Below are 11,980 nucleotides of genomic sequence, written 5' to 3'. Positions count from 1 at the left end.
CAGCGATCAGCGTTCGCTGCGGCCCACACTGCCAGCCGGCAGGGCCGCCAGCATGCGTCCAGCCAGGCGCGAGAAGGGCAGGCTCTGCAGCCAGACGGTGCCAGGACCGGTCAGGCGGGCGAAAAACACGCCTTCGCCACCGAACAGCATCGACTTGATACCGCCGACCATGCGGATGTCGTAATCGACGTTCTGGGTCATGGCTGCCAGGCAACCGGTGTCGACATCCAGCGATTCCCCAGGTGCCAGCTCGATACGCCTTACCGTACCGCCGGTATGCACGAACACCCAGCCGTCACCTTCGAGTTTCTGCAGGATGAAGCCTTCACCGCCGAACAGCCCGGTGAGGATCTTTTTCTGGAACTGGATGCCGATGGACACGCCCTTGGCCCCGGCCAGAAAGCTGTCTTTCTGGCACACCAGCTTGCCGCCGAAATCGCGCAGGTTGAGCGGCAGAATGGTGCCGGGGTAGGGTGCAGCGAAGGCCACCCGGCCTTTGCCTGCGCCCTGTTGCGAGAACACCGTGGTGAACAGGCTTTCGCCGGTGAGCATGCGCTTGCCGGCACCGAACAATGAACCGAGTAGCCCGGAGGACTGACTGCTGCCGTCGCCGAAGATGGTTTCCATCTGTACGTCGCAGGTCTTGTACATCATCGCCCCGGCTTCGGCCACGGCGCTTTCACCACGGTCCAGCTCAAGCTCGACAAACTGCGTCTCGCTGCCGTACAGCTTGAAGTCAACGCCCTCGGTCACTGCCAGGCCGCCATAACCACTGGAGGCACCAGACGCCGGGCTGGGCGCCGCTGGAACCGGTTGGGCGGAGGGCTGCGCGAGCGGTGCGCTGTGCGGCGGCGCAACCGTGGGCCGAGGCTGCAGCATGTCGGCAGTCGGGGCGGGGAAAGGCGTGATGCCGTCCTTTTTCATGGCACGCACCTGTGGCACCTGATAGATCGGCTGCCAATCGGCCATGCCTGCGGTCCAGCACCAGGCGCCCGGCGCTTCGCGGGCAATCAGTCGAGCCGCTGCGTCATCCATCGGGCCCAACTGCTTGCCCGCATTCACTACCAACCACTGTTGCATGGTGCTGACTCCTGCTATAGATGCGTTGGCTGCCTTACAGGCTCAGGCGCATGGACAGGTCCACTGCCTTGACATCCTTGGTCATCGAGCCGATAGAGATGTAGTCCACCCCCGTTTCTGCAATCACCCGCAAGGTCTGCTCGCTGATGCCGCCGCTGGCTTCGAGCTTGGCGCGGCCATTGTTCAGGCGCACCGCTTCGCGCATGTCATCCAGGCTCAGCTCGTCGAGCATGATGATATCGGCGCCGGCGTCCAGCGCTTCGCGCAGCTCATCAAGGCTTTCGACTTCCACCTCGACCGGTTTGCCTGGCGCGATCTTGTGTGCGGCCGCAACGGCCTGAGGGATGCCGCCGCAGGCGGCGATGTGGTTTTCCTTGATCAGGAATGCATCGTAAAGGCCGATGCGGTGGTTATGGCAGCCACCGCAGGTAACTGCATATTTTTGTGCCAGACGCAGGCCCGGCAGGGTCTTGCGGGTGTCGAGCAATTGCACTTGGGTGCCGTTTACCAGGTCGGCGAAGAACCGCGCGCGGGTGGCGACACCGGACAATAGCTGCAGGAAGTTCAGCGCACTGCGTTCACCGGTGAGCAATGAACGGGCCGGCCCCTCAAGATGAAACAGAATCTGGTCAGCGTTGACCCGGTCACCGTCGGCAACTTGCCAGTGCACTGCAACCCGTGGATCAAGCTGGCGGAACACGGTATCGACCCAGGCCGTGCCGGATATCACCGCATTATCGCGAGAAATGATCGTGGCCTTGGCCAGACGGCTCTCCGGGATCAACTGGGCAGTGATGTCGCCGCTGCCGACATCCTCAAGCAACGCACGACGGACGTTGGCTTCGATTTCAGCGGTCAGGGCAGCAAGTCGTACATTCGGCATAGCGGGCTCCACTCACAAAGTCGGCCGAGTATAAGGCACGCCACTGCCGCTACCCACCCATGGCTGGCCTTGACCGGCGATTTTTTGCCGGGGCGGCGCATGACAGTTGGTCGGTTTCAGGGCGCTGTTTGCGACAGATCAGCAAATTTGTGGTCTACGGGGGGAGGCAGGGATTCCCCTATGGAATTGCGAACGGATCTTGCAAGATAATCACGACTTGTAATTGACGTCATGAGATTGACATTGGTTGTGGGTTTGAGCTGCCAAGGCCGAGCGCAGTCGTTTCACACAGCCTCTGCGGGTGTAACGCCAGCAGTTTCCAGGTGCACCCGAGAGCCAATTCCTGTCAGGAGATACAATGCAGAGCGACGAAAAGGTTGTGCCACTGAGCAAAGCGGTGCCGTTGCAGGCGACCCAGACGCCATTGGCTCGCTTGCCTGTCGTGTTGTTGCAGGTGCGCGACAAGGCTGCGCAGCAGCTCAAGGACGCCTTGCAGAGGCTGTTCGACAATGCTGACGACACCCTCTTCGAGATGGCTGATCGGGCGCGTAACAACAGCGAGCAGAACCACTTCTTCGAGGCCATGCGTGATCTGCGCCTCAAGCGCAAGAGCATCGAGCGAACCTTCGTCGACAAGTTCTACGAAGCGTTTCTGGTTCTGGGCCAGTACCAGGTCGCCGAGCCTGTGCTGCCGGGGCCAGTGGTCTTCGACAAGCTGGAACTGGTCAATAATGACGATCTGGAGCGCACCGTGGCGGTTGATGCCATGGTGACCAAGGTCATGAGCCGCGACAGCCTGGCCCTTGGTCAGTTGACCGCGCGCCTGAACCAGTTGGTCCCCCAGCCCATCACCGACCAGAGCAATCCGCTGGGGCCTATGCTGCTGTGCGATTTCTTTCTGCAATCGGCGCGCAGCTTCGGGGTGGAAATTCGGGTCAAGCTGATCATCCTCAAGCTGTTCGAGAGATACGTTCTGGCCGATGCCGATCAGCTGTACGCAGAAGCCAACCAGTTGTTGATCGCCACGGGCATCCTGCCTGACATGAAAGCCCTGCCGGCGCGGCGCATGACCGATCGCGGGCAGCGCGAGCAGCGTACGGCGCGGCTGGAAGATCCGGTGCTGGCCCAGGCCACCGAGAAACTCGACAAAGGCGTCCAGGAGGTCTTCGAGGCAATGCAGGAACTGCTGGCGCATTTGCGTGGCAGCCTGGCACCTCGACATGATTCCAATGCCGAAATCCGGCCGATTTCCAGTCAGGACCTGCTGCGCCTGTTGTCGCACCTGCAGCAGTACGTGCCGTCTGGCGAGGAGGTCGAAGACTTCGACCTGCGTCAGCAGCTTGAACAACTGCTGACCCGCGTCAGCGTGCGCAGCGGCAAGTCACGGATCGTCGGTGGCGGCGATGAAGACGTTATCAACCTGATCTCGATGCTGTTCGAGTTCATCCTGGACGACCGCAATCTGCCGTCTTCGCTGCGTGCGCTGATCGGCCGGTTACAGATCCCGATGCTCAAGGTCGCGGTGCTCGACAAAAGCTTTTTCAGCCGTGGCAGCCATCCGGCGCGTCGTCTGCTCAACGAGATCGCGTCTGCCGCGCTGGGCTGGGGCGGGCGTGATGACTATCAGCGTGATTCGCTGTACTTGCGGGTCGAGCATATCGTCCAGCGGCTGCTCAACGACTTTGTCGACGACACGGCGATCTTCTCCGAGCTATTGGCGGATTTCCTCGCCTTTACCAGTGATGAGCGGCGCCGCAGCGAGTTGCTTGAACAACGCACCCGCGATGCCGAAGAAGGCCGTTCGCGCGCTGAGCTGGCCCGTCAGCGCGTGCAGCAGGAGCTGAACCTGCGGCTGCTGGGCAGAACCCTGCCGCAGGTTGTTGTGCGCCTGCTTCAGGAAGCCTGGAGCAAGGTGCTGCTGCTGACCTGCCTCAAGCACGGTGAGGTCTCCCAGGAATGGCAGGCCGGCCTTGATGCCGTGGACGATTTGATCTGGAGCGTCGAGCCGCACGAGGAACCCGAGGCCCGCCAGCGTCTGCTTGAGCAGGTACCGGGGCTGCTCAAGGTGTTGCGCGAGGGGCTGGCCAGTGCGGCCTTCGACCCTTTTGCCACCAGCGAATTTTTCAGCCAGCTGGAAGTGCTGCACATGCAGGCACTGCAGCGTCTGTCGCGGCATCAGCAGGGGGCGAGCGAAGCGCCGCTGGCAACTGATGACGCTGCGCCGATGATCAATGTGGTCGAAGAAATCGTCCTTATTGCGCCGGAAGAACAGCTGTTCAGCGAGCCGCTTCAGTCATTGCCCGTCGATGACGCCGGTCTGCTGCAGGTCAATCGGCTTAATGTCGGGATGTGGGTCGAGATTCAGGAGGATGAAGAGCACAAGCTGCGTTGCAAGCTGGCCGCCATCGTCGAGCCGGGTGGCCGCTATGTGTTCGTCAACCGCACTGGCATGAAAGTCCTGGAAAAGACCCGTATGGGCCTGGCGGTGGAGTTCCGCCGCGGCTCGGTGCGGGTGCTGGACGATTCCTTGTTGTTTGACCGTGCGCTGGCCTCGGTCATGGGCAACCTGCGCAGGGGCAAGGGCGCCTGAACACAAGTGGAGGGCGTTCTGCAACTGTCGCAAAACGCCCTGGCAAGGGCATACTGGCGGCTGTCCAAACGTCCATCAAGGAGTGTTCATGCAACTGGACTCCGCAAGCGGTTGGTGTCGCGGGATCAACCACTGCCCGTCGCCCAACTTCAATGCGCGGCCCGCAGGCGAAATCTCGCTGCTGGTAATCCACAATATCAGCCTGCCGCCCGCCTGTTTCAAGACCGGCCATGTCCAGGCCTTGTTCCAGAACCGTCTGGACCCAGGCGCGCATCCGTATTTCGAAGGCATTGCCGAACTGCGTGTTTCAGCGCACTTTCTCATCGAGCGTGATGGTGAAGTCAGCCAGTTCGTGTCTTGTCTGGAGCGTGCCTGGCACGCCGGAGTGTCAAGCTTCGAGGGGCGTGAGGGCTGTAATGACTTTTCCATCGGCATCGAGCTGGAAGGCACTGACGATCAGCCGTTCACCGATCTGCAATATACGGCGCTGATCGAGCTGACCCGGCAACTGCGCCAGGCCTGGCCGGGCATCACCGTCGAGCGTATCTGCGGGCATAGTGATATCGCCCCGCAGCGCAAGACCGATCCGGGGCCGTGCTTCGACTGGGAGCGTTTTCGACAGGCTGTGCAGCAAGTGCGTGGGGGTAACGAATGAGTTTTCTGGTGTTGTTGCTGGCAATTGTGATCGAAAAATTTTCTGCTCTGCGCCGACAGGTCCAGCGTGACGGTGCCTGGCTCAAGCAATTGGCACGGCTCGAAGCGGCGCCGCGTACCGCGCGGCAGCCCTGGCTGGTACTGGCGCTGGTGGTATTGCTGCCGGTGCTGGTGTTGCACCTGGCCATGCTGATCATTGGTTCGGTGGCCTACGGCTGGATGCTGTTGCCGGTGCACCTGCTGGTGCTGATCTACAGCCTGGGCCGCGGTGATGTGCTCGCCGCATTGGGGCCGTTTCGTGATGCCTGCCGACGCGGTGATGCGCAGGCGGCGGTGCATGTCGCCGAACGGGATCTGCAGGTCCAGGCCGACAATGAACAACAGCTGATCTCCGGCGTGCAGGCGCAACTGCTGTGGCAGGCCTACCAAGGGTTTTTCGCGGTGATTTTCTGGTATGCCCTGCTCGGTCCGGTGGCTGCGCTGGCGTATCGCTTGTTGGCGCTGAGCGCCGAGAAGGCCACCAGCAAGCCGGTGGCCGAGCGCGCCGGGCAATTGCGCCATGCCTTCGACTGGATCCCGGTACGCCTGCTGGCGGCCAGCTTCGCGCTGGTCGGCAACTTCGCCGCCGTCAGCCGGGAACTGTTGCAGGAACTGCTTAACTGGAACATCAGCGCGGCGCGTCTGGTGGCCCGCATCGGTTGCGTGGCCAGTGAAGTGCCGGCGCCAACTGTCGGGATCAGTGCGGTCAACAGCCTGGATCTGATCTGGGAGTTGCTGGTGCGCTCGGCCATCGTCTGGTACGCAGGTTTTGCCCTGTGGACACTGCTGTTCTAAATCACTGCCGGGGTGTTTGAGACTGGCTGGCCCAGCCCAGTATCTGCATGGCATTGGCGGTGCTGGCTTGGGCCAGTTGCTCGGCGCTGATGCCTATCAGCTCTGCCAGCGCCCGGCAGATATCGGGCAGGTGTTGCGGGCTGTTACGCTGATGCGCATGCATGGCCGGCGCCATGTCCGGTGCGTCGGTCTCCAGCACCAGGCTGTCGAGCGGTAACTGCGGCAGCACCCGATGCATGCGCAGCGCCTGCGGCCAGGTGGCGGCGCCGCCCAGGCCCAGCTTGTAACCCAGCCTGATGTACTCCCGGGCTTGTTCGATACTGCCGGCGAAGGCGTGCACGATACCGCTGCGTTTGAGTTTGTAGCGCTTGAGGGTGGCGATTACTTCGGCATGGCTGCGGCGCACGTGCAGCAGCACCGGCAGATCAACATCCGCAGCCAGGCCCAGTTGCGCTTCGAATAGCGCTTGCTGACGCTGACGATCAAGCTCGGGCAAAAAGAAGTCCAGGCCGATTTCACCCACCGCGCACAACTGCCCATGGCCTTTGAGGCGCGTCAGCCAGTCGCCCAGCTCGTTGAGGTGTTGCGGCCGGTGTTCGTCGAGATACACCGGATGCAGGCCAAAGGCCGCGTACAGCGCCGGATTGGCCAGGCACAGTTCCCACAGCCGCTGCCAATTGCGTTGATAGACCCCAAGCACCACCATGCGCTGCACGCCCAGACTCAGGCTGTGGCGCAGCACCGCCGCGCGGTCGGCGTCAAACTCTGGAAAGTCCAGATGGGTGTGGGTATCGATCAACTGCACGCTCAGACCTCGCCAATCCGCTGCTTGAACGTGCGCGGTATGGCGTGTACGCCGGGCTGGTAGTGTTCCTGCTCGATGGCGCTCAGGGCCAGTTCCAGTGCCTTGTCGGCGATCAACTGGTGTTGCTGAGCCATGGCGTTGACCGGCAGCGGCAGGAAATCCAGCAACTGGGTGTCGCCAAAGGTGCCCAGATGCGGTGTCGCATGGCGCGGCAGGGCATCAAATACCCCTTGCAACAGTACGTAGGAGGTGGTCACCAGCGCGTCAGGCAGGTGCCCGAGGCGTTGCAGCAGTTCCTCGGTCAGGCGTTGTCCGCAGGCGCGGCTAAACGCATCACCCTGTTCAATGATGACCTGGCCGCTGAAGCCTTCCAGCGCCTGACTGAAACCGGCCGCCCGTTCGCGGCTGACGCTCAGTTCCGGGCGTGCGCCGATCAGGGCGATGTGCTGCGGGCGGGTCTTGAGCAGGCTTTGGGTCAGTTGCTGGCTGGCTTGCTGGTCATCGCTGACCACTGAGCAGAACAGCTCACGGTCCATCTCGCGGTCGATGGCAATGATCGGTATGCCCTGGCTTTGCAACTGGCGGTAGCTATCATCACTGGCCGGCAAGCCGCTGGCGACCAGCAGCGCGTCGCAGCGGCGGGCGCGGAACAATTGCAGCAATTGCAGCTCACTGAGCGGGTCATCGTCGGAGCTGGCGACCAGTAACTGGTAGCCGCGGGCGCGGGCACCTTGCTCCAGCAGCTTGGCAATGCGTGCGTAGCTGGGGTTTTCCAGGTCCGGAAGGATGAAGCCCAGGGTGCGACTGTGCCGGCTGCGCAAGCCTGCCGCCTGGGGGTTGGGGCGAAAGTCGTGTTGTTCGACCACCGCCCGCACTCGCTCCACAGTGGCCGGGCTGATGCGTTGTTGCTCAGCCTTGCCGTTGATCACATAGCTGGCGGTCGTGACTGAAACCCCTGCCAGACGCGCGATATCACTAAGTTTCACCGAAGATTCCTTTGTCTTGGTTGCCTCATGGCCGCAGGGATTCTCTCCCAAGCGGCGTGATCTTTACAGCAGACCATGGGTGACGACGAATGCTCGAACTATTTGACGAGCGTCGCAGCGAATCGGCCCGGTGGGCTTCAACCTGTGCAAAGAATCGAGTAATGTGCCGCATAAGTTTAGATTAAACGTTTCAGCAGGCAAGTTTTTACGTTAATCACTTATCGCTGAAACTGTCAGGCGGACGGTGAATCTGTTCTCTACGCTGTCGGTATTTGTGCAACAGAATTTCTAAAACAAGAATCAAGCGGCGTATTGGCGCCAAACAGGAGTCAGGCATGCTCGAACTCGCTCTGGAGCAGATTTCCATGGCCCAGGTGGCAGCGGACAAATCCGCAGCCCTGCAACTGTTGGCCGATCATCTGGTGGCTGACGGTCTGGTTGCCCCTGGGTATCTTCAAGGCTTGCAAGATCGCGAGCAACAGGGCTCGACCTTTCTGGGGCAGGGCATTGCCATCCCTCACGGCACCCCGCAGACCCGTGATCAGGTGCACACCACCGGGGTGCGTCTGATGCAGTTTCCCGAGGGGGTGGACTGGGGCGATGGGCAGATCGTCTATCTGGCGATCGGTATCGCGGCCACCTCCGATGAGCACCTGCGCCTGCTGCAATTATTGACCCGGGCGCTAGGCGAAGATGATCTGGGACCGTCATTGCGTGCCGCCAGAACGCCAGAGGATCTGCTCAAGCTATTGCAAGGCGCCCCGCAGGAACTGGCCCTGGATGCGCAGATGATCAGCCTGGGCCTGTCGGTGGAGGATTTCGAAGAGCTGGTCTGGCGGGGCGCGCGGTTATTGCGCAAGGCCGATTGTGTCAATAACGGTTTTGCCGCAATCCTGCAGCAGGTCGAAGCCCTGCCACTGGGTGACGGCCTGTGGTGGTTGCACAGTGAGCAGACCGTCAAGCGTCCGGGGCTGGCGTTTGTAACCCCGGACAAGCCTCTGCGCTACCTGGGCCAGCCGTTGACTGGCTTGTTCTGTCTGGCCAGCCTGGGCGAGGCGCACCAGGCGCTGCTTGAGCGTCTATGTGCCTTGCTGATCGAGGGCCGTGGCCAGGAACTGGGTCAGGCCACCAATAGCCGCACGGTGTTGCAGGCGCTGGGGGGCCAGGTGCCGCCCGAGTGGCCTGCTGCACAGATCGTTCTGGCCAACGCCCACGGTCTGCATGCCCGACCGGCCAAAGCGCTGGCGCAACTGGCCAAGGGCTTTGATGGCGAGATTCGCGTGCGGGTACTGGAAAGTGCCGAAACCGCGGTGTCGGCGAAGAGCCTCAGCAAGCTGCTGAGCCTGGGGGCTCGCCGTGGTCAGACCCTGGAGTTCGTGGCTGAGCCGAGTATTGCCAGCGATGCCTTGCCGGCGTTGCTGGCGGCTGTGGAGCAGGGCTTGGGCGAGCAGGTCGAGCCGCTGGCTGCCGCACCTGCAGCGGCGCCCGTGTTGCAGGCGGCTACGCCTCTTAGCGTAGCGGCGCCGTCGGCCGGTGCCGTGATCGCCGCGGTGGCGGCGTCACCGGGCATTGCCTTGGGGCCGGCCCATGTGCAGGTAACGCCGACCTTCGACTACCCGCAGCAAGGCCAATCGCCGGCTGCCGAGCGCGAGCGTCTGCACAACGCCCTGGCTCAGGTGCGCGAAGAGCTTGGCCAACTGATTCAGCGCAGCCAGGCCAAGGCGATCAGCGAGATTTTTGTTACCCATCAGGAAATGCTCGACGACCCGGAACTGAGCGCCGAGGTATTGCGATGCCTGGACAGCGGTGCCAGCGCCGCCGCCGCCTGGGATGGCGTTATCGAGTCGGCGGCCTCGCGCCAGGAAGCACTCAATGACGCCCTGCTCGCCGAGCGGGCTGCTGACCTGCGCGACGTCGGTCGGCGGGTGTTGGGCCATCTGTGCGGTGTGCGGCAGGTCGCCGAACCGCAGCAACCTTATGTGCTGGTGATTGATGAGGTTGGCCCGTCCGATGTGGCGCGCCTCGACCCGCAACGGGTAGCCGGCATTCTTACCGCACGCGGTGGCGCCACGGCGCATAGCGCGATTGTCGCTCGTGCGCTGGGCATCACCGCGCTGGTGGGCGCCGGTGAGCAGGTGCTGTTGATCGAGCCGGGCACGCCGTTGCTGCTCGATGCGCAACGTGGCCGCCTGACCGTGGCACCGGATCAGGCTGTGGTGCAGCGCGCCCTTGATGAGCGTGACGCCCGCGAGCAGCGCCTCAAGGCTGCCTTCGCTGCACGCTTTGAGCCGGCCCAGACCCGCGACGGTCATCGGGTTGAGGTCTGTGCGAACATCGGCGACAGCAGCGGCACACCGGCAGCCGTGGAGCAGGGTGCTGAGGGTATTGGCCTGTTGCGTACCGAGCTGTTGTTCATGGCTCATGACCAGGCGCCCGACGAAGCGACCCAAGAACTCGAATACCGGCGGGTGCTGGATGATCTGGGGGGCCGTGCGCTGGTGGTGCGCACGCTGGATGTTGGCGGCGACAAACCGCTGCCGTACTGGCCCATCGACAAGGAAGAGAACCCGTTCCTCGGCGTGCGCGGCATCCGTCTGACCTTGCAGCGCCCGCAGATCATGGAGGCGCAATTGCGTGCCCTGCTGCGCGCTGCCGATAACCGTGCGCTGCGTATCATGTTCCCGATGGTCGGCAGTGTCGAAGAATGGCGTCAGGGCCGCGACATGGTTGAGCGCCTGCGCCGCGAGATTCCGGTCAGCGATCTGCAAGTGGGCATCATGGTCGAGGTGCCATCTGCCGCCCTGCTGGCCCCGGTACTGGCCCAGGAGGTGGACTTCTTCAGCGTAGGCACTAATGACCTGACCCAGTACGCGCTGGCCATCGACCGGGGGCACCCGACGTTGTCAGCCCAGGCCGACGGCCTGCACCCGGCGGTCCTGCAATTGATCGACATGACCGTCAAGGCGGCGCATGCCCAAGGCAAGTGGGTCGGCGTGTGTGGCGAGCTGGCCGCCGATCCGCTGGCCGTGCCGGTGCTGGTCGGTCTTGGGGTGGATGAGCTGAGCGTTGCGGCGCGCAGCATTGCCGAGGTCAAGGCCTGCGTGCGCGAACTCAGCCTGTCGAGCGCTCAGGCGCTGGCCCGGGAGGCGCTGAAAGCCAGCAGCGCCACACACGTGCGTACACTGGTGGAGGCTCTCTGAATGGCGCGGATTCTGACCGTTACTCTCAATCCGGCACTGGACCTGACCGTCCAGCTGGGGCAACTGCGTATCGGCGAGGTCAATCGCAGCGAGGCGATGCACACCCATGCGGCGGGCAAAGGGCTCAACGTCGCCCAGGTGTTGGCTGATCTGGGCCATCAACTGACCGTGTCGGGGTTTCTTGGCCTGGATAACCCTCAGGCGTTTGATCGATTGTTCGAGCAACGCGGCTTTGTCGATGCGTTTGTCCGGGTGCCGGGCGAGACGCGCAGCAATCTCAAGCTGGCCGAAGCCGATGGGCGAATCACCGATATCAACGGGCCGGGTCTTGAGGTCGGTAGCGAGGCGCAGCATGCGCTGTTTGAGCGTATCGAGCGGATCGCCGGACAGTTCGACGCGGTGGTGGTGGCCGGCAGCCTGCCGCGCGGCGTAACGCCACAGTGGTTGCAACGCTTGCTGGGCATGCTCAACAAGCAGGGTGTCAAAGTGGCCCTCGACACCAGTGGCGAGGCGCTGCGCGCCGGTCTGCAAGCTGCGCCGTGGCTGATCAAGCCCAACACCGAAGAGCTGGCCCAGGTGCTTGCTGTGCCGCTTGACTCCGTTGCCGCGCAGACGGCGGCGGCCCGCGAGCTGCAGCGCCACGGTATCGAGCATGTGGTGATTTCCCAGGGTGGCGAGGGGCTGTGCTGGTTCCGCGCTGGCGCAGCGCTGCATGCGCGACCGCCCAAGGTTCGTGTGGCCAGTACGGTGGGGGCCGGTGACTCATTGCTGGCGGGGCTGTTACACGGCCTGCTCAATGGCCATGAGCCGCAACAGGCGCTGCGCACCGCCACGGCAGTCGCGGCGTTGGCGGTGACCCAGATCGGGTTCGGCATCAGCGATGCCGCACAACTTGAATCGTTGGCGAGCGGCGTGACCGTGCGCAGCCTGAGCGAAGAATAACAAGAG

General features: G+C 63.0%; 9 protein-coding genes. 5 read left to right on the top strand and 4 right to left on the bottom strand.

What is annotated here, in order from left to right:
• Positions 1–6 precede the first annotated feature (6 nt).
• A complete protein-coding gene (locus NJC38_RS18290; RefSeq protein WP_253116342.1) occupies positions 7–1,080 on the bottom strand; it encodes a TIGR00266 family protein in 1,074 nt (357 codons plus the stop codon).
• A gap of 34 nt (positions 1,081–1,114) precedes the next feature.
• Complete coding sequence (nadC, locus tag NJC38_RS18285) at positions 1,115–1,963, bottom strand: carboxylating nicotinate-nucleotide diphosphorylase (RefSeq protein ID WP_045487801.1); 849 nt, start codon at positions 1,961–1,963, stop codon at positions 1,115–1,117.
• Positions 1,964–2,321: 358 nt separating this feature from the next.
• Between nadC and NJC38_RS18280 the strand changes: the two genes are divergently transcribed.
• From NJC38_RS18280 to ampE, 3 genes are all read left to right on the top strand, one after another.
• On the top strand, positions 2,322–4,553 hold the full coding sequence (locus NJC38_RS18280; protein WP_253116339.1) for a DUF1631 domain-containing protein: 2,232 nt from the start codon (positions 2,322–2,324) through the stop codon (positions 4,551–4,553).
• A gap of 88 nt (positions 4,554–4,641) precedes the next feature.
• Entirely contained in the window at positions 4,642–5,208 is a 567-nt protein-coding gene (gene ampD, locus NJC38_RS18275) for a 1,6-anhydro-N-acetylmuramyl-L-alanine amidase AmpD (RefSeq protein WP_253116337.1), read from the top strand.
• On the top strand, positions 5,205–6,041 hold the full coding sequence (ampE, locus tag NJC38_RS18270) for a regulatory signaling modulator protein AmpE (protein ID WP_253116335.1): 837 nt from the start codon (positions 5,205–5,207) through the stop codon (positions 6,039–6,041). Before ampD ends, ampE begins: the two co-directional genes overlap by 4 nt.
• A gap of 1 nt (position 6,042) precedes the next feature.
• On the opposite strand, the gene NJC38_RS18265 is transcribed toward ampE, so the two are convergent.
• Both NJC38_RS18265 and cra read right to left on the bottom strand, forming a co-directional pair.
• Complete coding sequence (locus NJC38_RS18265) at positions 6,043–6,852, bottom strand: TatD family hydrolase (protein ID WP_253116404.1); 810 nt, start codon at positions 6,850–6,852, stop codon at positions 6,043–6,045.
• Positions 6,849–7,832 carry a catabolite repressor/activator gene (cra, locus tag NJC38_RS18260; protein WP_045487817.1) on the bottom strand — a complete coding sequence of 328 codons (984 nt, stop codon included), beginning with the start codon at positions 7,830–7,832 and terminating at the stop codon, positions 6,849–6,851. Before cra ends, NJC38_RS18265 begins: the two co-directional genes overlap by 4 nt.
• 335 nt (positions 7,833–8,167) lie before the next feature.
• On the opposite strand from cra, the gene ptsP reads away from it, so the two are divergent.
• On the top strand, positions 8,168–11,032 hold the full coding sequence (gene ptsP / locus NJC38_RS18255; protein WP_253116333.1) for a phosphoenolpyruvate--protein phosphotransferase: 2,865 nt from the start codon (positions 8,168–8,170) through the stop codon (positions 11,030–11,032).
• On the top strand, positions 11,033–11,974 hold the full coding sequence (gene pfkB, locus NJC38_RS18250; RefSeq protein WP_253116331.1) for a 1-phosphofructokinase: 942 nt from the start codon (positions 11,033–11,035) through the stop codon (positions 11,972–11,974).
• Positions 11,975–11,980: the final 6 nt, after the last annotated feature.

The sequence above is a fragment of the Pseudomonas sp. 21LCFQ010 genome (assembly GCF_024129905.1).
Classification (GTDB): domain Bacteria; phylum Pseudomonadota; class Gammaproteobacteria; order Pseudomonadales; family Pseudomonadaceae; genus Aquipseudomonas.
This window is presented reverse-complemented; position numbering and strand designations above follow the sequence as displayed.